The sequence below is a fragment of the Vibrio gallaecicus genome, assembly GCF_024347495.1.
Lineage (GTDB): Bacteria > Pseudomonadota > Gammaproteobacteria > Enterobacterales > Vibrionaceae > Vibrio > Vibrio gallaecicus.
This window is the reverse complement of record NZ_AP025490.1, coordinates 1,012,641-1,037,951: the sequence shown is the minus strand read 5'-3', so window position 1 is coordinate 1,037,951 and position 25,311 is coordinate 1,012,641. Positions and strand designations below refer to the sequence as shown.

The 25,311-nt window shown below is 42.1% G+C and carries 21 protein-coding genes, 1 tRNA gene and 1 riboswitch; of the genes, 8 read left to right on the top strand and 14 right to left on the bottom strand.

Annotated features, from left to right (window positions below; translation table 11 throughout):
- Window positions 1–283: 283 nt before the first annotated feature.
- Both OCU78_RS04640 and pta read left to right on the top strand, forming a co-directional pair.
- A complete protein-coding gene (locus OCU78_RS04640; protein WP_137372393.1) occupies window positions 284–1,480 on the top strand; it encodes an acetate kinase in 1,197 nt (398 codons plus the stop codon).
- A 147-nt stretch (window positions 1,481–1,627) separates the two neighbouring features.
- Entirely contained in the window at window positions 1,628–3,793 is a 2,166-nt protein-coding gene (gene pta, locus OCU78_RS04635) for a phosphate acetyltransferase (RefSeq protein WP_137372392.1), read from the top strand.
- Window positions 3,794–3,881: 88 nt separating this feature from the next.
- On the opposite strand, the gene OCU78_RS04630 is transcribed toward pta, so the two are convergent.
- The 11 genes from OCU78_RS04630 to moaA all read right to left on the bottom strand — a co-directional run bounded on the left by OCU78_RS04630 (window position 3,882) and on the right by moaA (window position 14,061).
- Window positions 3,882–4,826, bottom strand: coding sequence for a glutathione S-transferase family protein (locus OCU78_RS04630; protein WP_137372391.1), 945 nt, complete (start codon window positions 4,824–4,826; stop codon window positions 3,882–3,884).
- A gap of 215 nt (window positions 4,827–5,041) precedes the next feature.
- On the bottom strand, window positions 5,042–6,034 hold the full coding sequence (gene oppF / locus OCU78_RS04625; RefSeq protein ID WP_276607185.1) for a murein tripeptide/oligopeptide ABC transporter ATP binding protein OppF: 993 nt from the start codon (window positions 6,032–6,034) through the stop codon (window positions 5,042–5,044).
- The gene (oppD, locus tag OCU78_RS04620) at window positions 6,031–7,002 is read right to left on the bottom strand and encodes an ABC transporter ATP-binding protein (protein ID WP_167493995.1); all 972 of its coding nucleotides are present in this window, start codon (window positions 7,000–7,002) and stop codon (window positions 6,031–6,033) included. The genes oppF and oppD overlap by 4 nt, the downstream gene beginning before the upstream one ends.
- Window positions 7,003–7,045: 43 nt before the next feature.
- Complete coding sequence (gene oppC, locus OCU78_RS04615; RefSeq protein WP_137372388.1) at window positions 7,046–7,948, bottom strand: oligopeptide ABC transporter permease OppC; 903 nt, start codon at window positions 7,946–7,948, stop codon at window positions 7,046–7,048.
- A 15-nt stretch (window positions 7,949–7,963) separates the two neighbouring features.
- Window positions 7,964–8,884: an oligopeptide ABC transporter permease OppB gene (gene oppB / locus OCU78_RS04610; RefSeq protein WP_137372387.1), complete on the bottom strand. Its 921-nt coding sequence runs from the start codon at window positions 8,882–8,884 to the stop codon at window positions 7,964–7,966.
- Between the two features lie 128 nt (window positions 8,885–9,012).
- A complete protein-coding gene (locus tag OCU78_RS04605; protein WP_137372386.1) occupies window positions 9,013–10,647 on the bottom strand; it encodes an ABC transporter substrate-binding protein in 1,635 nt (544 codons plus the stop codon).
- 611 nt (window positions 10,648–11,258) lie between these two features.
- On the bottom strand, window positions 11,259–11,732 hold the full coding sequence (moaE, locus tag OCU78_RS04600; RefSeq protein ID WP_137372385.1) for a molybdopterin synthase catalytic subunit MoaE: 474 nt from the start codon (window positions 11,730–11,732) through the stop codon (window positions 11,259–11,261).
- A gap of 2 nt (window positions 11,733–11,734) precedes the next feature.
- Entirely contained in the window at window positions 11,735–11,980 is a 246-nt protein-coding gene (moaD, locus tag OCU78_RS04595; protein WP_137372384.1) for a molybdopterin synthase sulfur carrier subunit, read from the bottom strand.
- Window positions 11,977–12,456, bottom strand: a complete 480-nt coding sequence (gene moaC / locus OCU78_RS04590) for a cyclic pyranopterin monophosphate synthase MoaC (protein WP_004734026.1) — start codon at window positions 12,454–12,456, stop codon at window positions 11,977–11,979. The genes moaD and moaC overlap by 4 nt, the downstream gene beginning before the upstream one ends.
- 12 nt (window positions 12,457–12,468) lie before the next feature.
- Window positions 12,469–12,981 (bottom strand): molybdenum cofactor biosynthesis protein B, encoded by a 513-nt coding sequence (gene moaB / locus OCU78_RS04585; protein ID WP_004734027.1) that lies wholly within the window; start codon window positions 12,979–12,981, stop codon window positions 12,469–12,471.
- A 90-nt stretch (window positions 12,982–13,071) separates the two neighbouring features.
- A complete protein-coding gene (gene moaA / locus OCU78_RS04580; protein WP_137372383.1) occupies window positions 13,072–14,061 on the bottom strand; it encodes a GTP 3',8-cyclase MoaA in 990 nt (329 codons plus the stop codon).
- Window positions 14,050–14,202: riboswitch (molybdenum cofactor riboswitch) on the bottom strand. Its footprint overlaps the gene before it by 12 nt.
- Window positions 14,203–14,394: 192 nt before the next feature.
- Between moaA and OCU78_RS04575 the strand changes: the two genes are divergently transcribed.
- Window positions 14,395–15,279 carry a YvcK family protein gene (locus OCU78_RS04575; RefSeq protein ID WP_137372382.1) on the top strand — a complete coding sequence of 295 codons (885 nt, stop codon included), beginning with the start codon at window positions 14,395–14,397 and terminating at the stop codon, window positions 15,277–15,279.
- A 96-nt stretch (window positions 15,280–15,375) separates the two neighbouring features.
- Here OCU78_RS04575 and luxU read toward each other — a convergent pair whose 3' ends face one another.
- From luxU to uvrB, 3 genes are all read right to left on the bottom strand, one after another.
- On the bottom strand, window positions 15,376–15,714 hold the full coding sequence (luxU, locus tag OCU78_RS04570; protein ID WP_137372381.1) for a quorum-sensing phosphorelay protein LuxU: 339 nt from the start codon (window positions 15,712–15,714) through the stop codon (window positions 15,376–15,378).
- A 15-nt stretch (window positions 15,715–15,729) separates the two neighbouring features.
- Entirely contained in the window at window positions 15,730–17,127 is a 1,398-nt protein-coding gene (luxO, locus tag OCU78_RS04565) for a quorum-sensing sigma-54 dependent transcriptional regulator LuxO (protein ID WP_137372380.1), read from the bottom strand.
- Window positions 17,128–17,346: 219 nt separating this feature from the next.
- The gene (uvrB, locus tag OCU78_RS04560; RefSeq protein WP_137372379.1) at window positions 17,347–19,377 is read right to left on the bottom strand and encodes an excinuclease ABC subunit UvrB; all 2,031 of its coding nucleotides are present in this window, start codon (window positions 19,375–19,377) and stop codon (window positions 17,347–17,349) included.
- A 504-nt stretch (window positions 19,378–19,881) separates the two neighbouring features.
- On the opposite strand from uvrB, the gene OCU78_RS04555 reads away from it, so the two are divergent.
- From OCU78_RS04555 to rsxD, 5 genes are all read left to right on the top strand, one after another.
- Window positions 19,882–19,957, top strand: a tRNA-Asn gene (locus OCU78_RS04555).
- Window positions 19,958–20,234: 277 nt separating this feature from the next.
- Entirely contained in the window at window positions 20,235–20,813 is a 579-nt protein-coding gene (gene rsxA / locus OCU78_RS04550; protein ID WP_137372378.1) for an electron transport complex subunit RsxA, read from the top strand.
- A 2-nt stretch (window positions 20,814–20,815) separates the two neighbouring features.
- On the top strand, window positions 20,816–21,409 hold the full coding sequence (rsxB, locus tag OCU78_RS04545) for an electron transport complex subunit RsxB (protein ID WP_137372377.1): 594 nt from the start codon (window positions 20,816–20,818) through the stop codon (window positions 21,407–21,409).
- Window positions 21,410–21,419: 10 nt separating this feature from the next.
- Entirely contained in the window at window positions 21,420–24,254 is a 2,835-nt protein-coding gene (gene rsxC / locus OCU78_RS04540; RefSeq protein ID WP_137372376.1) for an electron transport complex subunit RsxC, read from the top strand.
- Window positions 24,254–25,300 carry an electron transport complex subunit RsxD gene (gene rsxD, locus OCU78_RS04535; RefSeq protein ID WP_137372375.1) on the top strand — a complete coding sequence of 349 codons (1,047 nt, stop codon included), beginning with the start codon at window positions 24,254–24,256 and terminating at the stop codon, window positions 25,298–25,300. Before rsxC ends, rsxD begins: the two co-directional genes overlap by 1 nt.
- The last annotated feature ends 11 nt before the right edge of the window (window positions 25,301–25,311 follow it).

Here is a 25,311-nt window from a genome sequence, read left to right as displayed (position 1 = left end):
AAATAATATTCTTTCAAATTTTTTTGTTATATTTGCACAATATCGCTATTATTTGCAGACCTCAATCTCATTGTTGCCCTTATTTACAATTTAAGCAACTTTGGGACGACTTCTGCAAGGAATGCAAAAGCCTCTTTTCTGAAAAAGTGCGCTTTCACTTTAATACGGAAATTAACGTTTTTTTGACCAAGGTTAGTACGCAAGCTACCGTGCTTCGTCTATTCTTGAGATTAATTTTCATCCTTAACTGATTTCGATCAGAAAAATAAACAGGTAGTCATTAATGTCTAAGCTAGTTTTAGTTTTAAACTGTGGTAGTTCTTCTCTTAAATTTGCTGTAGTTGATGCAGAAACAGGTGCTGAGCACCTAACTGGTCTTGCTGAGTGTCTAGGTCTTCCAGAAGCTCGTATGAAGTGGAAACTTGATGGCAAGCACGAAGCACAACTAGGCGCGGGCGCAGCTCACGTAGAAGCACTATCTTTCATGGTAGAAACTATTCTTGCTTCTAAGCCTGAGCTTAAAGCTAACCTTGGCGCTATCGGTCACCGTATCGTTCACGGTGGCGAGCAGTTCACTAAATCAGCACTTATCACTGATGAAGTACTTAAGGGTATTCAAGACGCTGCAACTTTTGCACCTCTTCACAACCCTGCGCACCTTATCGGTATCGAAGCAGCTCAACAGAACTTCCCTGGTCTACAAAACGTTGCTGTTTTTGACACTGCGTTCCACCAAACAATGCCTTCTGAGTCTTACCTATACGCTCTACCGTACAACCTGTACAAAGAGCACGGCATCCGTCGTTACGGCATGCACGGTACTTCTCACCTATTCATCACTCGTGAAGTTGCAGGCCTACTAAACAAGCCAGTTGAAGAAGTTAACATCATCAACTGTCACCTAGGTAACGGCGCTTCTGTATGTGCAATCAAGAACGGTCAATCTGTAGATACTTCTATGGGTCTTACTCCTCTTGAAGGTCTTGTAATGGGTACACGTTGTGGTGACCTAGATCCTGCGATCATCTTCCACCTACACGACGCTCTTGATTACTCTGTTGAAGAAATCAACAACATGCTAACTAAAGAGTCTGGTCTTGCTGGTCTAACTGAAGTGACTTCTGACTGTCGTTTCGTTGAAGACAACTACGGTGAGAAAGAAGAAGCAACTCGTGCAATGGACGTGTTCTGTCACCGTCTAGCTAAGTACGTTGCTGGCTACACTGCTACTCTAGAAGGTCGTCTGGACGCAATAACTTTCACTGGCGGCATCGGCGAGAACTCTGGTCCAATCCGTGAAATGGTTCTTAACCGCCTAGGCATCTTCGGCATCGAAGTTGACGGTGAAGCTAACCTTAAAGCTCGTTTCGGCGGCGAAGGTACTATCACTACAGCTAACAGCCGTATCCCTGCAATGGTTATCTCTACTAACGAAGAGCTAGTAATTGCTGAAGACACTGCGAAACTAGCAGGTCTTTAATTGATTTTCCTGACTAGCTTCACTCGAAGCTAGTCAGTTTTTCATATCAAGAAAATGGGGCTCAACTTCTATTCCTACCCCAATTTAAATATCGGTGGGAATAGCAGTTGAGCTTTTTTTATTTCCAATAGTCAAAGGTGTTCGTCAATGTCACGTACTATTATGCTTATCCCTACAAGCGCTGGTGTTGGTCTTACTAGTGTAAGCATGGGTGTTCTTCGCGCTATGGAGCGTAAGGGCGTAAGTGTTTCTTTCTATAAGCCAATCGCTCAGCCTCGCAGCGGTGGTAACCAACCAGATCTAACATCTACTATCATCAGCGCAAACAGCGACATTAAGATTGGTGAGCCAATCGCAATGACTAAAGCTGAAGCTTTGATCGGTAGCGAAAAAATGGATGAGCTTCTAGAGTCTGTTGTTGAGCAATACAACAAAATCAATAAAGACGCAGAAGTAACGCTAATCGAAGGTCTAGTTCCTACTCGTAAGCACCCATTTGCAAACCAAGTGAACGCGGAAATCGCTAAAACACTAGGTGCAGAGATCGTATTCGTTGCGACTCCTGGCACAGACAACCCTACGCAACTTAAAGAGCGTATCGAAGTAGCATGCTCTAACTTCGGCGGTACTAAGAACAAGAACATCAAAGGCGTAATCATCAACAAGCTTAACGCTCCTGTTGATGAAGCTGGTCGTACTCGTCCTGACTTATCTGAAATCTTCGATGATGCAGATAGCGCTCAGCAAGCAAACCTTGAAGTAATGCAAATCTTCAACTCTAGCCCTATTCGTGTTCTTGGTTGCGTGCCATGGAGCATCGACCTAATCGCAACTCGTGCAGTTGATATGGCTAAGCACCTTAACGCTGATATCGTTAATGAAGGTGAAATCTCAACTCGTCGTATTAAGAGCATCACTTTCTGTGCACGTTCTTTACCGCACATGATTGAGCACTTCAAACCTGGCTCCCTGCTAGTAACTTCTGCAGACCGTCCTGATGTTATCGTTGCTGCAGCTCTTGCTGCGAAAAATGGTGTTGAGATTGGTGCAATCCTTCTGACTGGCGGTTACGACATTCCAGAAAGCATTGCTAACCTTTGTGCACCAGCATTCGCTTCAGGTCTACCGATCTTCAAAGCTCAAGGTAACACTTGGCAGACGTCTCTTAACCTACAGAGCTTCAACCTAGAAGTTCCTGCAGATGATAAAGAGCGTATCGAATTCGTTAATGATCACGTTGCAAGCCACATTGATGGTCCTTGGATTGACTCTCTATCTGAAGGAACTCAAGGTATTCGTCGTCTGAGCCCACCAGCATTCCGTTACCAGTTAACTGAATTTGCTCGTAAAGCGGCTAAGCGTATCGTTCTTCCAGAAGGTGATGAGCCACGTACTGTTAAAGCAGCTTCTATATGTGCTGAACGTGGTATTGCAACTTGTGTACTTCTTGGTAACCCAGACGAAATCCGTCGTGTTGCTGCACAACAAGGTGTTGAGCTAGGTGCTGGCGTTGAGATCATCGACTCTGCATCAGTTCGCGAAAACTACGTAGCTCGTCTAGTAGAACTTCGTGGCGCTAAAGGTATGACTGAAGTTGTTGCTCGTGAGAAGCTAGATGATTCGGTATTCCTAGGTACTATGATGCTTGAAGCTGGTGAAGTTGACGGTCTAGTATCTGGTGCTGTTCACACAACGGCAAACACAATCGTTCCTCCGTTCCAGATCATCAAGACAGCTCCTGATGCTTCTATCGTATCTTCAATCTTCTTCATGCTTCTGCCTGATCAAGTGCTTGTATACGGTGACTGTGCGATCAACCCAGATCCAACAGCTGAACAGCTTGCTGAAATCGCTATCCAATCCGCAGATTCTGCTGCAGCATTCGGTATCGACCCGCGCGTTGCTATGATCTCTTACTCTACTGGTGAATCTGGTAAAGGTGCAGACGTAGATAAAGTGCGTGAAGCAACCAAACTTGCTCAAGCGAAACGTCCTGATCTAGTGATCGACGGTCCTCTACAGTACGACGCTGCTATCATGGAAAACGTAGCTGCTTCTAAAGCACCTAACTCTCCAGTTGCGGGTAAAGCGACAGTATTCGTATTCCCAGACCTAAATACTGGTAACACGACTTACAAAGCTGTACAGCGTTCAGCAGACCTAGTGTCTATCGGTCCAATGCTTCAAGGTATGCGCAAGCCAGTAAATGACTTGTCTCGTGGTGCTCTAGTAGACGACATCGTTTACACTGTAGCTCTTACGGCTATCCAAGCAGACCAAGCTGCTCAAGCTGAAGAGAAAGTAGTAAACTAATTTTAGTTTCTTACACTCTCCAATTAAAAAGGCACGCTAATAGCGTGCCTTTTTGTATATTTGAAAAATAAAACTGTGGTGAAGTATTTTACAACTCGCCACGACCATGAGCTGATTCTAGATCTAAACTAGGGCCACTCGGTACTACTTGAGTCGGATTAATCCCCGTGTGGCTATAATAGTAGTGCCGCTTGATATGATAAAAATCAGTCGTCTCTTTTATGCCTTCTATCTGATAAAGCTCTTTTAGGTAACCTTGAATATGGACGTAGTCAGCAATTCTCTGCTTATTACACTTAAAGTGACCAACATACACCGCGTCGAATCGAACTAGAGTCGTAAACAATCGCCAATCTGCTTCTGTAATATCATTACCCGCTAAATAACGGTGGTCACTAAGGTGAGCATCGACTTTGTCTAAGGCTTCAAATAACGCGTCATATGCCTCTTCATACGCTTCTTGAGTTGTAGCAAAACCCGTACGATAAACGCCATTATTGATACTCGGATAGATATAGTCATTCCATTCATCAATCGTTTTTTGTAACGCTCTAGGATAATAGTCGTTAGTATTGCCTGTAAGCTCATCAAATGATGAGTTAAACATTCGAATAATTTCAGAGGATTCATTACTCACTATGGTATTGGTTTTCTTGTCCCATAACACTGGAACCGTCACTCGACCTGAATAGTCAGGTTTGGCTTGAGTGTAGATTTGGTGCATACGAGTATGACCAAATATAGGCTCTGGTAGCCCCATTTGCCATCCTTCATTCATCATATCAGGGCAGACAACAGTGACATCAATATGGTCGGTTAGTTTTTTTAACTCACGGAAGACCAAGGTTCGATGCGCCCACGGGCACGCCAGTGAAACATATAAATGATAACGTCCAGATTCAGGCTGATACTTCGTTGACAGGGTATTTTCAATCCAATTTCTAAACCCCGAATCTTCTCGTATAAACTTACCACCGCTTTCTTTGGTGTCATACCAAACATCGTGCCAAACACCTTCAACTAACTTTCCCATATCGATCTCCAATCTTTGAACGAACTTCTACACTGAGTTAAATCATTATAAAAAGTGTCTAAAAATAAAAAAACCATAAGAATTAGGCTCAGTTATTCAAAAAATCTGAACAAGAGGTGGCTGAAATGACTATCTACTTAGATAAAAAAAGCGCGACCCTAAAAGAATCGCGCTTAAGCCTGTCACAGGCTGAATCGATATTTGTACGTTAGCTATTAAACTTCAACATGTAGACAAGAAACAGCGTGTACATCATTACCTTGGATATGAGGTTTATTTTGCGCACAAGCTTCTGTTGCTTGTGGGCAACGAGTACGGAAAACACAGCCTGAAGGCGGATTAATCGGAGAAGGTAGATCCCCTTCTAACATCTGAATTTTCTTATTACGTTCAAGATGCGGATCTGGGATCGGCACTGCCGACATAAGCGCTTTAGTATATGGGTGTTTAGGGTCGGCAAAAAGAGCATCAGACTCACCAAGCTCAACTGCATTACCTAAATACATTACCAGAACACGGTCAGAAATATGCTTCACAACAGACAAATCGTGCGCGATGAAAACCAATGAAAGGCCTAGTTCTTTCTGTAGCTCTTTCAACAAGTTAACAACTTGAGCTTGAATAGAAACATCAAGTGCCGATACTGGTTCATCACAGATGATCATGCGTGGTTTCAGAATTAGAGCTCGTGCAATACCAATACGTTGACATTGACCACCTGAAAACTCATGCGGGTAACGGTTAATTACGTTAGGTAACAAACCTACTTTCGCCATCATCTCTTTAACGCGATCTTTAACTTCAGTTTTAGAAAGTTCTGGGTAAAACGTCTCTAGAGGCTCAGCAATAATATCTCCAACGGACATACGCGGATTCAAAGATGCTAGAGGATCTTGGAAAATCATCTGGATATCTTTACGCGTTTCACGACGTTGAACTTCTTGCATTTTCGTCAAGTCTTGACCTAACCAAAGTACTTCACCTTCAGTCGCTTCAACTAAACCAATAATTGCACGAGCAAAAGTTGACTTACCACATCCAGACTCACCAACTACACCTAGCGTCTCACCTTCAAATAAACGAACATTCACGCCATCTACAGCTTTAAGGTTCGATGGCTTAGCCCATGGCCAAGCTGATTTTGATGCAATACTAAAGTGAACTTTTAGGTCACTAATATCTAATAAAAGTTTTTTATCTACACTCATTTTGTCCAAGTCTCCCAGTCAGAAAAACAAGCACGCTGACGACCATCGCCAAATGGTTGAAGAATAGGTGCTTCCTGCTTACAACGATCTACCACGCGGTGACAACGGTCTTGGTAAGGACAACCAGTTGGCAGACGTAATAGGTTTGGTGGGTTTCCTGGAATAGTCGGTAGAATTTCACCTTCAGTATCCAAACGAGGAATAGCTTTAAGAAGCCCTTCTGCGTAAGGGTGGCTTGGCTTATAGAAAATTTCATCCACAGTGCCGTATTCCATTGTACGACCTGCGTACATAACTAACACTTTGTCACAAGAGCCAGCAACAACACCTAGATCGTGAGTAATCATGATGATTGCAGTATTGAACTCATCTTTAAGTTCATTCAACAAATCCATGATCTGAGCTTGAATAGTTACATCAAGAGCCGTAGTAGGTTCATCTGCAATCAATAGCTTTGGACGGCATAAAAGTGCCATAGCAATCATTACACGTTGACGCATGCCACCTGAAAACTCGTGTGGGTACATAGTTATACGCTTACGAGCTTCAGGGATTTTTACCGCTTCAAGCATTCTTACTGATTCTTCAAATGCTTCTGATTTACCCATGCCTTTATGTAGCATAAGTACTTCCATTAACTGATCACATACTTTCATATAAGGGTTCAGTGAAGTCATTGGATCTTGGAAGATCATTGCGATCTGTTCAGCACGAACTTTATTCAGTGCTTTTTCTGGAAGGTTAAGAATTTCTTTACCTTCAAACTGTGCGCTTCCTGAGATAATACCGTTTTTAGCCAGTAGACCCATTAATGCAAATACAGTTTGTGATTTACCTGAACCTGATTCACCTACGATACCAAGGGTTTCACCTTGCTCTAGGGAGAAGTTCAGATCATTAACTGCGGTTACGATACCATCTTGCGTGGTAAATTCGACGCGCAGATCTTTGACATCTAATAAGCTCATCATTGCTTCCTTAATCTTTTATAGCTTTTATTTGCTATTTTATTTATCTGTCTTTTGGATCCAGCGCATCGCGCAGGCCATCACCAACATAGTTGAAGCAGAACAAAGTGATTACCATGAACGCCGCAGGGAAAGACAATTGCCATAAAGCAACTTCCATCGTTTGCGAACCTTCTTGTAACAACGCGCCCCAACTTGTCATAGGCTCTTGAACACCAAGACCAAGGAAAGATAAGAATGATTCAGTAAGAATCATACTTGGGATTAGTAGAGTTGAGTAAACCGCTACAATACCTAATACATTTGGAACGATATGACGTGTAATGATCTTCCATTTACTAACGCCACAAACATGGGCAGCTTCAATGAATTCTTTACTACGTAAACTCAGCGTTTGACCACGTACAATACGAGCCATATCTAGCCAAGCAATAGCACCGATAGCAACAAAGATTAGTACAATATTACGACCAAAGAATGTTACTAGTACGATAACTAGGAACATGAATGGAACAGCGTAAAGGATTTCAAGGATACGCATCATCACACGGTCAGTACGTCCACCGATGAAACCTGATGCAGCACCGTAAAGTGTACCAATAAGTACTGCAACAAACGCACCTAGCACACCTACCATTAGTGATATACGTCCACCAATTAAAGTACGTACATATAAATCACGACCAAGGCTATCAGTACCAAACCAGTGATCTGCATTTGGACCTACGTGCATTGCATACCAGTCAGTATCATCATAAGCATACTGCGCTAACATCGGTAAAAATGTAACCGCAAGCACCATTAGCGTCAGGATAAATAGACTCACCATTGCCGCTTTATTTCGCATAAAACGGATACGGGCGTCTTGCCACAAGCTACGACCTTCAATTTCTAAATTTTCAGAAAATTTTTCAATCGCATCTAAGTTTTCTTTTTTCGTCAACATAACCATACGTCCCTGTTAGTAGCGAATTTTCGGGTCAATTACTGCTAGCAAAATATCAACAATTGCGTTGAATAAGATGAATAGGAAACCAATCAAAATGGTTACACCCATTACTAGCGAGTAATCACGGTTAAATGCTGCGTTTACAAATAGCTTACCAATCCCTGGAAGACCAAAGATAGTTTCAACAACAACAGAACCTGTGATGATACCTACGAAAGCAGGCCCCATGTAAGAAACTACAGGAAGCATTGCAGGCTTAAGTGCATGCTTTAAAACGATATATGGGTAACTTAAACCTTTTGCACGAGCAGTACGGATAAAGTTACTGTTCAGCGTCTCAATCATGCTGCCGCGAGTGATACGAGCAAATGTAGCTACGTATAGCAAAGACATCGCAATAACAGGTAAGACTATGTATATAAAGGTTCCGCCATGCCAACCACCAGCAGGGAAGATATTCCAATATAAGGAGAATAAGTAAATGAGTGCGGGTGCCAATACAAAAGACGGCATGACCACCCCGAGCATGGCGGTAGACATTATGGTGTAGTCCACCCAGGTATTATGCTTCAGTGCCGCAATGGTTCCGACCGATACCCCCATAATAATAGTAAAGAGGAAGGCGATTGAACCTACTTTTGCTGATACAGGAAGTGCTCCATAAATCAATTCATTTACCGAGTAATCTAGGTATTTGAAAGATGGACCAAAGTCGCCCTGAACGACATTAAATAGATACGTAGTGTACTGTTCGAATACTGGCTTATCTAAGCCATATTTTGCTTCAATGTTAGCCATTACTTCTGGTGGCAATGGTTTTTCACTTGAAAACGGGTTTCCTGGCGCAAAGCGCATAAGAAAGAAAGATATAGTAATCAATACCAACATGGTTGGAATCGCTTCAAATATCCTTTTTGCGATGAATTTAAGCATAAACTCACTCTTTCAGTCTGTGACAATAAATTAATGAAACCAATCTAAATATTATAGATTGAATAAGTACTGCATGTGATGAATCACATACAGTACCTAGATTTTTTATAGTTTTATAAGCTTAGAAGTTACTTAGCTTTGATATAAAGATCTTTTGAGTAGATCTTCTCTTCAGCGTTGTTAGCAGGGAAGCCACCAACTTGAGGAGATAGCAGTCGAGCACGAACATACTGGTAGATAGGCGCAATTGGCATATCTTTAGCAATTAGATCTTCTGCTTGCATGTATAGAGCTGTACGCTCTTCTTCAGATGTTGAAGACAATGCTTTATCAATGATTGCATCATACTCTGGGTTAGCCCAGTGCTGACCAGCCGTTGTATTCTTACTAACCATTAGAGTTAGGAAAGAAGACGCTTCATTGTAGTCACCACACCAACCAGCACGTGATACTTCGAAATCACCTTGGTCTTTAGAAGATAGGTATGTTTTCCACTCTTGGTTCTCAAGAGTTACTTTAAGACCTAATGTTTTCTTCCACATAGAACCAAGTGCTACTGCAATTTTCTTGTGGTTTTCGTTTGTATTGTAAAGAAGGCTAAACTCTAGCGGGTTATCCTTACCAAAGCCTGCTTCTTCAAGTAGACGTGCCGCTTCTGCATTACGTTCTTTTTGAGATAGTTGAGCGTAAGCTGGAAGCTCAGGGTTGAAGCCAGCTGTGATTTCAGGAGTTAGGAAGTAAGCTGGTTTTTGTCCTTGAGCAAGAATCGCGTTAGTTACAATTGGACGGTCAATAGCATATGAAATTGCTTTACGAACACGTACATCATCAAAAGGCTTCTTCTTAGTGTTGAATGAGTAGTAGTAAGTACACAAGCTACCTTCAACAGAAACTGATTCAGGGTATTCTTTCTTAAGACGTTTGAAGTGCTCAACAGGAAGAGCCGAAGAAGAGAAATCTAGTTCACCAGAAAGGAAACGGTTCATTTCAGCTACTTGGTTCTCGATTGGTAAGAACGTAACGCTGTTTAGAACTGTTTTGTCGTTATCCCAGTACTGTTCATTACGTTTAAGAACTAAACGCTCATTAAGAACCCACTTATCAACTGCAAATGCACCGTTACCAACGTAATGCTCAGGCTTAGTCCACTGATCACCGTATTTTTCAACAGTTGCTTTGTGTACAGGCTTAGTCGTTGTATGACCAGTCATCATTACGAAGTAAGGTACTGCTGTTTCTAGTTCAACAACAAGAGTCTTAGAATCTAGTGCTTTAACACCTAGTTCGCTCTTGTCTTTTTTACCTGCGATGATGTCTTTCGCGTTAACCATCTTAGTATATTCCATATACCAAGAGTAAGGCGATGCAGTTGCAGGGTCTACAGCACGTTGCCAGCTGTATACAAAGTCTTCTGCAGTAACTGGGTCACCGTTAGACCATTTAGCATCATCACGAAGGTGGAATGTGAAAGTTTTGTTGTCTGTCGTTTCCCAGCTTTTCGCAACGCCAGGGATGGTGTTACCATCTGCGTCTTGGTTCACTAGTCCCTCAAGTAAATCACGAATTACGTGTGATTCTGGTACACCTTGAGATTTGTGCGGGTCAATTGTCGCTACCTCAGTACCGTTACCACGAACGAGATCCTGAGATGTTGCCAATTCTGTACCAGCAGGTACGTCAGCTGCGATTGTTGTAGTAGAAGTGGCAGCCATTGCCAAACCAGCACCTAGAAGAAGGGCTTGAGTGATTTTATTCTTGTACATGCATTAAACTCCAAGTTTTTATTTTGCATCCATGACTTCTTTGTTCGGCGTACTAAACGGATAGTGATTTAGATTTATTTTGCTCAAAATTTAAGCATAAAAATCTAAAACCTTACAAAGATTGCGGAACACACTAGCAATCATTGAAGTAATTTTCCATAAAAAACTGGCATGGAATCGGATAACTCCCCGAAAACATCAATAAGTTAGTGTAATATTCCGCCAAAACAAAGATTAATAGTGATTTAACAAGCATCAAACAATGGTAAAAAACCATTAATGTTAATAAAACTAACTTGATTCTTGTTTATAGCATCTTATGCTAAAACAAGACCAAGAAATTAACATTAATGACACATGAAATCTAATTCTGACTCACATATATCCTAACCAAGTTCCTCTAAGTGTGAGAAATATCACTCTACAAAAAACAGAGTAAAAGCCTATAAATATAAGCGCATAATACTGATTGACTACACACTCACAAGTTATGCATAAAGAACCATAATGACGTATACATACTTCGCTATCTTTAATAGTTACAAAACGTAAAAAAGCCGACAATGATGTCGGCTTTTTTAAATTAACTTTACTGAAACTTGCTAGAGAGCTTATTTTTCCCAACGCTCTGCAGCTTTCGTGTCTGAATCGCGAGAATCGACCCAACGAGTTGCTTCAGTAGTACGTTCCTTTTTCCAAAACGGCGCTTTGGTTTTCAGAAAATCCATAACAAACTCACACGCTTCGAATGCCGCACCGCGGTGCGCACTCGATACACCAACGTAAACAATCTGGTCACCGATATCTAGGTCACCAACACGGTGAATCACTCGTATCTTCTGAATAGGCCAACGCGCTTCAGCTTGATCACAGATCTCGCTCAGCGACTTCTCTGTCATACCCGGATAGTGCTCTAGAGACAAACCAATCACGTTGTCGCCAAGGTTCATGTCGCGAACTTTACCAACAAACGTCACAACCGCTCCCGCAGATGTGCCTTGAGCTAGATAATCGTATTCGCCACCCACAGAAAAATCTTCAGCAGTAACTAATACTCTTGGATCAATAACTCGAGAGTCATTCATGGCTAACCTCCAGTAACCGGTGGGAAGAAAGCCACTTCATCGCCGTCTTTCACTTCAGTCGCCAAAGGTACAATTGACTGGTTAAGTGCAGCCAGAAGTTTTCCTTCTTCCAAAGCGATGTCCCATTTACCTTCTTGAGTAACAAGGTGGCTGCGAATCGCTTCAATCGTCTTGAACTGCGCATCAACTTCAACGCTATCGACACCGACAAGTTCACGAGTTTGAGCAAAGAAAAGTACAGTAATCATGATTCCACCTTAAAGTGTCCTGATTTACCACCCGTCTTCTCTAACAGGCGTACGTTCTCGATAACAATGTCTTTCTGAACAGCTTTACACATATCGTAAATCGTCAGTGCAGCAACAGAAGCAGCCGTTAGCGCTTCCATCTCTACACCTGTCTTACCAGCTAGCTTACATACTGATTCGATGCGTACTTTGTTTTCAGACTCGATCGCTTCAAGCTGCACTTCTACTTTAGTTAGTAGTAGAGGGTGACACAGTGGAATCAAGTCCCACGTTTTCTTCGCCGCTTGGATGCCAGCAATACGTGCCGTCGCAAAAACATCACCCTTATGGTGGCTACCAGAAACAATCAGCTCTAGCGTTTCTGCTGACATTTGAACAAAAGCTTCCGCTCTCGCTTCACGTACCGTTTCTGCTTTAGCCGATACATCGACCATGTTTGCTTCGCCAGACGCGTTAATGTGGGTAAATTGGCTCATGCTCAAACCACCTTATACAGAAAGATGTGGCATGAAGTTACAAGGACGGTGGCTAGCATCCATCTGTTGCTTGATGATCTTAGTCCAACCCGTACGACAAGCACCTGTAGAACCTGGCATCGCAAAGATTACTGTGTGGTTAGCAAAGCCCGCAATCGCACGAGATTGAATTGTAGATGTACCGATCTCTTCGTAAGATACTTGACGGAATAGCTCACCAAAGCCTTCTACTTCTTTGTCGAATAGTGGCTTAAGCGCTTCAGGCGTGCTGTCACGAGAAGTAAAACCCGTACCGCCAGTGATCATGATCGCTTGTACGCTTTCATCAGCGATCCACTTAGATACGATCGCACGGATCTTGTACATGTCGTCAATAACGATTTGCTTATCAACCACGTTGTGACCCGCTTCTTTTGCATGCTCAGCTAAGTAACCACCTGACGTGTCATTTTCTTCTGTACGCGTATCTGAAACGGTTAGTACTGCGATGTTTGCTGCTTGAAATTTGCTTTCTGCGTGACCCATTTGTTCACCTATATAAATTTTTCAATGATTAGACTGATTCGCCCAGCCTAAATAGGCTGAGCGACAAAATGCTTTAGAGTGTGTAGCGGATTAACCGCCGATTGACGCCAAGTTTGGAGTCATGCCGCTGTTGCCATCGTGTAAGAAGTGGCTAACGGACTTGGTTTGAAGCTGAGCCTGAATTCGATCAATGAGCTCTTGCTCTTGTTGATCTTCTTGAATCAGATCTCTCAGTTCAACACCATGGTCGCCAAAGAGACATAGGTGAAGTTTACCGGTCGCAGAAACGCGCAGTCGGTTACAACTCTCACAGAAGTCTTTCTCGTAAGGCATGATCAAACCGATTTCACCCTGGTAGTCTGGGTGGACAAACACTTGTGCAGGGCCGTCATTAACCGCTCTAACTTTTAATAGCCAACCGTTGGCAATGAGCTGGTTACGAATCGCAACGCCAGATACGTGATGTTTATCGAACAACTCGTCCATCTCGCCAGTTTTCATCAGCTCAATAAAACGTAATTGAATGGATTTGTCTTTGATCCAATTAAGGAAAGCTGGTAATTCCTGACTATTGAGGTCTTTCATCAATACAACGTTGACTTTGACTTGTTCAAAGCCAACATCAAACGCTTTATCAATGCCTCGCATAACCTCGGTAAACTTATTCTCACCAGTGATCTGATGGAACATGCGTGAATCTAAGCTATCCACACTGACGTTTATATGGGTTAAACCAGCATCACGCCATTGTCCTACTTGTTTCTCCATGCGATAGCCGTTCGTTGTCGTGGCTACTTTTTTGATACCTGGAGTAGAGGCAACGGTATGTATGATTTCAGGAAAGTCTTTACGCAGACTCGGCTCTCCGCCTGTAATGCGGATCTTTGAGGTACCACAATCTGCAAACGCTTTTACAACACGTTTGATTTCGGGAACACTTAAAAAAGACGAGTTTTTTTGCCCTGACGGTTTATAACCATCCGGCAAGCAGTAAGTACATTTAAAGTTACAGACGTCTGTAACCGACAAGCGCAAATAATAAAATTTGCGATGGAATCTATCTTCGAATTGTTGCGCCACGGAACACCTTTCCAAACACGGGAGGCATAATCATTTCCAATTAAGCCCTTGTGACAACATGTCACTGGCTCTTAACGCGTATCGGTACAGCAAAAACCACTGTGCGACTTAGCATAAAAGAGCTCGGAGTTATGGCAACTACGGCATAAGAAAACACGCGTAGTAGCTGACTAATAAAATACTTAATATTTGTACGTGAATCTAGTTTTGTCTCAAAAAAACGAGTGATATAAGCAAAAAAACACGATAACCCATAAAAATAACTCTTATTGAGTATATTGGTATAAGCATTTACCATTAAATATAGTTGGTAATAATCTAATAAGAAAAATAATGGAACTCTACTCTACAAAAAAAGTTGTCGCTATTGGCGGTGGTCACGGTTTAGGTCGAATTTTAGCGGCTCTAAAAGATTTTGGTAAAAACGCGACTGGCATAGTTGCGACAACAGATAATGGTGGCTCCACAGGTCGAATTCGAGACTGCCAAGGCGGAATTGCTTGGGGGGATACTCGTAACTGTATTAATCAATTGATTACCGACCCTTCGATCAGCTCAATGATGTTTGAATATCGATTTAAAGGTCAAGGTGAACTACACGGGCACAATTTAGGGAACCTTATGCTCACAGCATTAGATAACCTTTCAGTCCGCCCGCTCGATGCTATCGATCTTATTCGCGATATGTTGAAGGTCGATGTAAATATCGTTCCAATGTCTGAACACCCTTCAGACTTGACCGCTCTTTCTGTCGATGGGCGCTGGGTAACTGGAGAAACAAATGTTGATGATATGGAAGAAAATTTGCGTCGCCTTGATCTCTCCCCTGAAGTTCCTGCAACTACAGAAGCCGTCACTGCTATTGAAGAAGCCGATTGCATTGTATTAGGCCCTGGAAGCTTTTTAACCAGCATTATGCCTCCATTGCTTTTACCTGAAATTGGAAAAGCGATAGCAGGCAATACTCAAGCGAAAGTAATCTTCGTTGAAAACCTTTCTCCTGAATTTGGTCCTGCCGGGCGAATGACATTAAAAGAGAAAATTGAATGGTGCGAACGAGCTTGTCAGGCTAGAAAAATAGATGTCATTCTTGGTGAACAGCCCCACCCTGAAATAGCTGATCTATGGAACTGCGTAACGACAGACCTAGCCTCACCAAATAGAGACTGGCGTCATGACAGAGTCAAATTGCAAAAAGCCATTGAGTCACAGCTATAAAACACCATCGAATCACAAATAAAAAAGGAGCTAAATGCTCCATTTTATCACTTCAAACTGCCACTAGTTAATTACGAACACTAATTAACTATGAAGCTATGGCTTAAACAAGTTTTGGTATTCTATAAAGGTTTGGTTCAATAGGTTTTGCATCTCACTCGAATCTATATCCGTAAGTAATACCTTTTGTTTTACTCTTAAATCAAAACTCACTGCAAGTTCACATAATTGATCCGCACCAAAGCTTGCCGCGCTGCTTTTCAATGCATGACTGATTTCAGCAAGATACTGGCTCGTGTCTTCCAATTGACCTGAAGATAACCGTTCATTGTAGCCCGCAAGTTCACCAAGGAAGATGTCCAATAAAACTGGAACATTCTCTTCCCCAATTTCCCCTGCCAGTTCATTAATTTTATTTTGATTTAGTAGGCTCATACTTTCATCTTATTTTTATTGTGTTTGTTCTTTCGCATTCCAAGCTTGTAGCTTTCGATAAATAGTTGAAGGGCTAACATCCAAAAAGCCAGCCGCTCTTGGTATATTGCCATCACACGCTTTAATTGCTTGTTCAATTGCAGTCTTTTCAGTTATCCATAATGGAAAAATATCTTTTACCGTAATGTCTTCATTCTGCTTTTCTTTCAAGCGGATACTGTTTTCAATAGGTTGATTCAGCGGAGGTGGAAGCATATTAATTGCAATCTCTTTACCGTTATTCAACACCACAACATTTCGAAGTACATTTTGAAGTTGGCGAACATTTCCAGGCCACTCATACTGATTAAAGCGGTCTAATACTTCAGGTGAGAAACGTACGAACGCTTTACCCTCTTCATTAGACATATAACCCAATAAAGAATAGGCAATCTCAATAACATCCTCCCCTCTTTCTCTCAAGGGCGGTAGATGCAAAGGAATCACATAAAGTCGGTAATATAAATCTTCTCTAAAGCGCCCTTCTTGAACTTCTTTCCACGGGTCTCTATTCGTTGCACATACAAATCGAACATCAACGCTCTTCATTTTTGAAGAACCTACTTTTTGAAAGGTTCCTGTTTGTATAAACCGTAAAAGCTTAGTTTGAAGCTCAAGATCCATTTCACAGAGTTCATCTAGAAATAGTGTGCCTCCATCAGCTAATTCAGCAGCACCTTGCCTATCGGTTGCTGCCCCAGTAAATGCACCTTTGACGTGACCAAACAGTTCACTTTCAATGAGATCTTTAGGGATTGCCGCACAGTTAATTGCAATAAAAGGCTTATCACCTCGCTTACTGGCTGCATGAATAGCTTCAGCACATACCTCTTTACCTGTACCACTTTCTCCTGTGATAAAGATACTTGCTTTACTAGTGGCTGCTGAGTCTATGGTTCTATACACCTGCTGCATCGTTTGGCTACTGCCAATAAAACCCTGGTAGTTCTGACTTCCTGGGTGTTCTGCACTATTTTTTAATTTTGTCGCTTTACGAATGGCATTATTGACCGTGATACGTAGGCGGTCTGCCTCACAAGGTTTTATTAAAAAGTCTTGCGAGCCATGGCGCATCGCTTCAACCGCAGTATCGATTGACCCGTGAGCAGTCATAAAGATAACCGGCACTTCAGGGTACTTTTGTTTCACAGCAAAAAGTACATCCATACCAGTCATATCTGGCAGGCGAAGGTCCAGTAAAATGAGATCTGGAATCCGATGAGTAAGGCTTTCGATAGCATCTCGACCTGTACCTACAATATTGATATCGATTTCAAGAGGGGTCAGGTAAGAGCGATATAACGCGGCAACAGAAGCCGTATCCTCGACCATTAACAAATACTTCGATTTGTTATCTAAAGAGTTTGATTGCATATCCTAGCCATTTTTGATTGCACTAAGATAATAGTCGCATTCCGATTTGCATTATGCAAATAAGTAATTCTATATATTGAAACTAAATAGTTCTTTCACAATAAATCAGCCCAGTAATACATAAAGCCAGTAATCGTAAATTACTGGCTTATGAAATAGGCACACCTAGGGTTTAGAGAGCTTGAGAAATAGGACTGTAATTCATCACAATCCCGTATATTAGCTATTTACGATAAATTGCTTTCTTAGCTGCTCAATTTCATCACGCTTTTGCGCTGCTAATTCAAACTCTAAATCTTGAGCATGCTTATACATTGCCGCTTCCAACTTACCAATTTCCTTATCCAATTGCTGAGGCGTAAATACTTGATAAGTTTGAGAAGGCTCTGCCACTTTTGATAGTGGTACTTGCTTAGATTCACGTTGCTCTCGTGATTTGGTCATATCGCCCAATTCCATAATATCTTTGATATTACGCTTAAGAGCTTGTGGTTGAATGCCTTGCTCTTCATTATAAGCTTGCTGCTTAATTCGACGTCGATCCGTCTCATCTATCGCTTTTTTCATCGACTTAGTGATTTTATCACCATACAGAATCGCTTTACCTTGCAAGTTACGCGCAGCACGACCTATCGTTTGAATAAGCGATCTTTCCGAACGTAAGAAGCCTTCCTTATCTGCATCTAAAATTGCGACTAGCGACACTTCAGGCATATCCAAGCCTTCGCGAAGTAAGTTAATACCCACTAGCACATCAAACTCACCTAACCTTAAATCTCGTATAATTTCGACTCGTTCTATCGTATCAATATCAGAGTGGAGGTATCTCACTTTAACGCCATGTTCCGTCAGATATTCTGTTAAATCTTCCGACATACGTTTAGTCAAGGTGGTCACTAATACTCTTTCATCTTTAGCTGCACGAATTCGGATTTCAGACAATAGGTCATCGACTTGTGTTGCCACGGGGCGAACTTCAATTTCCGGGTCAAGCAACCCTGTAGGTCGAACTACTTGGTCTGCAATTTCTCCATCAGACTTCTCAATTTCATAATTACCAGGAGTGGCAGAAACGAAAATGGTTTGAGGGGCGATGGATTCAAATTCTTCAAACTTCATAGGGCGGTTATCAAGTGCCGAAGGTAAGCGAAAGCCGAACTCCACTAGCGTTTCTTTTCGAGAGCGATCACCTTTATACATAGCGCCAATTTGAGGTACTGTGACATGTGATTCATCAATAATCAGTAAGCCATCAGCCGGAAGGTAATCGAATAGTGTAGGAGGAGCCTCCCCCTCATTTCTACCACTCAAGTAACGAGAGTAGTTTTCAATTCCTGAACAAAAACCAAGCTCATTCATCATCTCAATATCAAACTGTGTACGTTGGGTAATACGTTGTTCTTCAAGCAGCTTATTGTTGTCTTTTAAATACGTTTGTCTGTCGCGTAAGTCGTCTTTAATTTGTTCTATTGCTTCAAGAATTTTTTCACGTGGTGTCACATAGTGAGTTTTAGGATAGATTGTGTAACGAGGTAAATCTCTCTGCTTGACCGCACCCGTTAACGGGTCAAAAATACTGATGCAATCAATCTCGTCATCAAACATTTCGATACGAACAGCATCTTGCTCAGACTCAGCCGGAAAAACATCAATCACTTCACCGCGAACTCGAAATTGACCACGCTCAAATGCAACATCATTACGCTTGTATTGCAACTCAGCCAACCTTCTGATGATGTCCCTTTGATCAAGCACATCACCACGGCAAACGTGCAGCATCATTTTTAGGTAAGATTCGGGATCACCCAAGCCATAAATAGCAGACACTGACGCAACGATAATGGCATCTTTACGTTCAAGTAAGGCTTTGGTCGCTGATAACCTCATTTGCTCAATATGAGCATTAACAGAGGAATCTTTTTCTATAAAAGTGTCGGTTGTCGGGACATAAGCTTCAGGCTGATAATAGTCATAGTAGGAAACGAAATATTCAACCGCGTTGTTAGGAAAGAAAGACTTCATTTCTCCATACAACTGAGCGGCTAGTGTTTTATTAGGCGCAAGAAAAATGGCTGGTCTTTGCGCTTGAGAAACAACATTCGCTAAAGTGAATGTTTTACCAGACCCGGTTACACCGAGTAATGTCTGATGAGCAAGCCCTGAATCTAATCCATCTAATAACCTTGCAATGGCAGTAGGTTGATCGCCTGAAGGGCTATAATCTGATACTAGGTCAAAAAGTTTACTCATGTTCACCTTTCCATACTGTGTTTATATTCAGGTTATTGTCGCTCTAGCCGATAGTTTGTTGCAACCTTTATCTAACAATAATCACTTTAACTCGTGGTGTTAATCATAGATTTATTTCTAAAAGATTGATATTATTCGTGACCGCATAAAACTCATGTTAGAAATACGCTTACCTTTTCATCCACTAGTTTTCCCCAAAATATCCGTATTATCGTCTATAACGCTCACATCCTAGCTATTCGAAATAAGTTATACCCATTAGCAAAAACCAACAAAGCGTTTAAAATTAACAACTTAAAACCAGAACCCCCAATTCAATTATTCCCTAATAAATATATTCAAGTTTAACTCACACAGTTATCCACAAATTTAGTGGATAAGTAGAGCTAAGCCAAATCAAATAAGGGCTGTCAAAAAGTAAAGAAATTTCACTGCTATTTTTCCTGTTTTTTTTATTGACATGATTTCGGAGAATCTTTAATATGCGCCTCGCTTTAGAGCAATTCCCCTTTAGTTCAGTTGGTAGAACGGCGGACTGTTAATCCGTATGTCGCAAGTTCAAGTCTTGCAAGGGGAGCCAAATTTAGAAAAAGCCCAATCTTAGGATTGGGCTTTTTCGTTTCTAATTATTAGCGACGAGCAAATGGAACCCAACTAAGTATCATTTGCACTGAAAAATCGATTTAAAGAAAACAACTCGCATAACAACTTCCATCACTTTGCCTTTATTCCTTAAATACTCACTTAATTGTTGGTCTTTTTTTCATCTTGCGCATAAAACCTTATCGATCCTTGGTTGTTATTAGTGTGACAAAGCAGGATAATATTAAGATCGGAATCTCAAAAATAAATCCATTATGACCGAATATCTTTTGTTGTTGGTTGGCACAGTGCTGGTCAATAACTTTGTACTAGTTAAATTCTTAGGCCTATGTCCATTTATGGGGGTTTCCAAAAAACTGGAAACTGCTATTGGTATGGGGCTAGCTACAACTTTTGTACTTACACTGGCATCAGTTTCTGCATACCTTGTTGAGACCTATATCCTTGCACCATTAGGCATTGAATATCTGCGCACGATGAGTTTTATTTTAGTGATTGCAGTTGTCGTACAATTCACGGAAATGGTTGTGCACAAAACCAGCCCTACTCTTTACCGTTTACTTGGTATTTTCCTGCCCCTGATCACTACAAACTGTGCCGTTTTAGGTGTTGCACTTCTCAACATCAATGAGAACCATAATTTTATTCAGTCGATTATTTATGGCTTCGGCGCTGCGGCAGGCTTTTCATTAGTTTTAATTCTCTTCGCTTCAATGCGAGAGCGTATAGCTGCTGCTGATGTCCCTATGCCATTCAAAGGCGCCTCCATTGCTATGATCACTGCAGGTCTTATGTCTCTAGCATTTATGGGCTTCACAGGGTTGGTGAAATAAGAATGAGTACCATCCTAATTGCAATTATTGCTCTTGTAGCTTTGGCTACTGTATTTGGCGCGATATTAGGTTTCGCTTCTATTCGTTTCAAAGTCGAAGCTGATCCCGTTGTGGATCAAATTGACTCTATCCTGCCACAAACACAATGTGGGCAATGTGGTTACCCAGGTTGTCGCCCTTATGCCGAAGCCATCGCAAATGGCGATAACATCAACAAATGCCCTCCAGGCGGCCAAGCTACGATAGAAAAATTGGCAGATCTCATGGGGGTTGAAGTCGAGGATTCAGCGCACGACCTCGACAACAAAGTAAAAACGGTTGCCTACATACACGAAGACATGTGCATTGGTTGCACAAAATGCATCCAAGCATGCCCAGTAGACGCAATCGTGGGCGGAACGAAAGCACTGCATACCGTCATTAAAGATGAGTGTACGGGGTGCGACTTATGTGTTGCCCCATGTCCAACCGATTGTATTGAAATGATTCCAGTCGCAACCACGACTGAAAACTGGAAATGGCAGATGAACTCCATCCCTGTTATAGACATCACTCACCAATTCACTGATGCCTCTTCATCAGATAAAAAAGCATAAAAGGATTGGTATGATTTCTCTTATTGAACAAATTCGTACTGGCTCTCTTTGGAGCTTCCCTGGTGGGGTTCACCCTGCAGAAAATAAAACTCAGTCTAATAGCACGGAGTTAGTACACGCACGCATCCCCTCTGAAATAGTGCTACCAGTTAAACAACATATTGGTAAAGCTGGAAATTTATTAGTTGCAGCTGGCGATACTGTCAAAAAAGGTCAGCCGCTTACAAGCCTTGATAGTGGGTTTACTTTACCGGTACACGCACCGACATCCGGCCAAGTTATTGCTATAGAACCAAGAGTCACAGCTCACCCTTCAGGGTTAACTGAACTCAGTGTCATTATTAAGCCTGATGGATTAGATGTTTGGTGTGATAAGAAGCCAGTAGATGATTTCATCTCTAAAACATCTGACCAACTGCTAGACACTATTCGTGAAGCCGGTATCTCAGGGATGGGAGGGGCAGGCTTCCCTACAGCCAAGAAAATTCAATCTGGTCTAGGTCGCACAGAGATACTGATTGTAAATGCTGCAGAATGTGAACCTTACATCACTTCTGATGACAAACTTCTACAAGAACATGCTGAAGAGATATTACAAGGTATCGAAATTGTTGAGCACATTCTTAAGCCAAAGTTAACTGTTATTGGTATTGAAGATAACAAACCCAAAGCTATCCAAGCTTTAGAAGCAGCTGCAATCAATAAAGATATTGTTATCCGAGTAATCCCGACAAAGTACCCCTCGGGCGGCGAAAAACAGCTAATAAAAATACTCACTAATAAAGAAGTTCCTGCTGGCGGCATCCCTGCCGACATTGGCGTATTAGTTCAAAATGTCAGCTCATTATTTTCGATAAAGAAAGCGGTTATCGATGGAGAGCCCGTAATCAACCGTGTCGTAACATTAACGGGGAAAACTTTCAAGCAACCTCGTAACGTTTGGGCTCTGCTAGGCACTCCGGTACATGAGTTGCTCGAAGAGTTCGATTATAAGGCAGATAAAAAGCTTCCAAGGCTAATTCTAGGGGGTCCTATGATGGGCTTCACTCTGCCAAGTTCAAGTGTACCTATCACCAAAACCTCTAACTGTATTCTTGCACCGACTCGCAAAGAAATTTCTCCAAATCAATATGAGATGGAATGTATTCGATGTGGTCAATGTGCTGAAGCTTGTCCTGCTTCTTTACTGCCTCAACAATTACAGTGGCATGCAAAAGCGAATGAGTATGATAAATGTGAAGAGCTTAACCTTAAAGATTGTATTGAGTGTGGTGCTTGTGCCTATGTTTGCCCAAGTGAAATACCACTCGTTCAATATTACAGACAAGCGAAAGCTGAGATAAAAAATCGTAAAGATGAAGCTGCATCTGCTGAGCGAGCCAAAGTTCGTTTTGAAGAAAAAAATGCTCGTATGGAGCGTGATAAAGCAGAGCGCGAGAATCGATTTAAGAAAGCGGCTGATAATCGCCGTAAAGATTTAAAAACCTCTGATGGCGATGATGCAATTGCTGCGGCCATCGCTCGTGTTAAAGCGCAAAAGTCTAATACTGACTCGGATAAACCAGCTGTGAAGCCCGCTGTTGCTGCCGCTATCGCAAGAGCTAAAGCAAAACAAGCAGAAGCTCAGAGTAACAATAGCGATCAACCTGATAATTCAGAGATGGCAAAATTACGTGAGGAAAGGAAAAAACAAGCTAGAGAGCGTAAAGCAAAATTAGACTCAGAATCTAGCGAGCAAAATAGCTCTGAGAAAAATAGTACTGCGCCAGCTAATAACGCCTCAGATAAGCAATCTGCAGTCGCAGAAGCTATTGCTCGGGCTAAAGCGAAAAAAGCGCAACAGGCTGAAGCAAGTAATAAAGATTCGGCTATGGATTCAAAATCACCTGATGAAACTGCTGATACGAAAAAGTCCGCGGTTGCTGCTGCAATTGCTCGTGCCAAAGCTAAAAAAGCCCAGCAAGCTGAAGCGAATGATGAAGAGTCATCGACAAGCTCAATAGCTTCTGAAGCACCTGATCAGGAAACTGAAACCAAAGTTGACCCTAAAAAATCTGCTGTTGCTGCCGCGATAGCTCGCGCCAAAGCTAAAAAAGCACAGCAAGCTGAAGCGAATAATGAAGAATCCGCGACAAGCTCGGCAATTTCGGAAACGCCTGAACAAGAAACTGAAACCAAAGTTGACACGAAAAAAGCTGCGGTTGCCGCTGCGATTGCTCGCGCCAAAGCTAAAAAGGCGCAGCAAGCTGAAGCGAATAATGAAGAGTCAGCGACAAGCTCAATAGCTTCGGAAGCATCTGAGCAGGAAACTGAAACCAAAATTGATCCTAAAAAAGCTGCGGTTGCTGCTGCAATTGCTCGCGCCAAAGCTAAAAAGGCGCAACAAGCTGAAGCGAATAATGAAGAATCCGCGACAAGCTCGGCAATATCGGAAACGCCTGAACAAGAAACTGAAACCAAAGTTGATACGAAAAAAGCTGCGGTTGCCGCTGCGATTGCTCGCGCCAAAGCTAAAAAGGCGCAGCAAGCTGGAGAAAAAAATGAAGAATCAACGACAAGCACAGTAGTTTCAGATGCGCCTGAGCAGGAAACTGAAAGCAAAATTGATCCGAAAAAAGCTGCGATTGCTGCTGCAATCGCTCGCGCAAAAGCTAAAAAGGCTCAGCAAGCTGGAGCGAATAATGAAGAATCAACGACAAGCACAGTAGTTTCGGACGCACCTGAACAAGAAACTGAAACTAAGGTTGATCCTAAAAAAGCAGCAGTTGCTGCCGCGATTGCTCGTGCTAAAGCCAAAAAAGCACAAATAGCAAAAGACAAAAAGAATAACGAGGAAACAGAGTAATGGCTTTTTTTATTGCTAGCTCACCACACGCTCATAGCCGCCGAAGCACTCCTGACCTAATGAAGTGGGTAGCCTTATGTGCAGCGCCGGGCCTGCTCGCTCAAACCTATTTCTTCGGTTGGGGCACTCTCATACAACTTTGTTTTGCTTTAACGCTCGCGGTTACCTTTGAAGCAGTAATCATGCTGCTAAGAAAGCGCCCTCCAATTATGGCTTTAAGAGATTACAGCGCCATAGTCACTGGGTGGTTAATTAGCATAGCAATTCCCCCCCATTCCCCTTGGTGGCTACTTGTTATTGGCGTATTTTTCGCCATAGTGATTGCTAAACATTTGTATGGTGGAATCGGGCAAAACCCATTTAACCCAGCCATGGTCGCTTATGTTGTCCTTTTAATATCTTTCCCAGTTCAAATGACGAGTTGGAATGCACCTATATCTTTAACTGCTGAATCTACTAGCTTTATTGATTCTGCACTTATGATTTTTACCGGGTTTAATAACGAAGGGCTTTCTTTACAGCAAGCACGCTTAGGAATTGATGGCACAACAATGGCAACCCCACTGGATGCTTTCAAAACCTCATTACTTGCCGGAAACACCCCTTCTGAGGCATTAAACCAACCTCAATTTAGTTGGTTAGCTGGGTTAGGTTGGGAGTGGGTTAATGTCGCCTACCTTCTTGGAGGTCTCATTCTTATTAAGCAGCGAGTAATTCAATGGCACATTCCAGTAGCGTTTTTATCCAGCCTTGTTTTGTTTAGCTTAGTTTTTTCCATTTTTACACCTGGTGAAACAGCATCACCAATAATTCACCTCCTTTCCGGCGCTACAATGCTCGGTGCATTCTTTATTGCTACTGATCCGGTGTCTGCTTCAACCACTGTGAAAGGTCGGTTAATCTTTGGTGCTCTGATCGGCGGTTTAGTCTTTATCATTCGTAGTTGGGGTGGCTTCCCTGATGGTGTCGCCTTTGCTGTTTTACTGGCTAACATGTGTGTACCTCTTATTGACTACTACACAAAACCAAGAACTTACGGACACTAAGGGAGCATCAC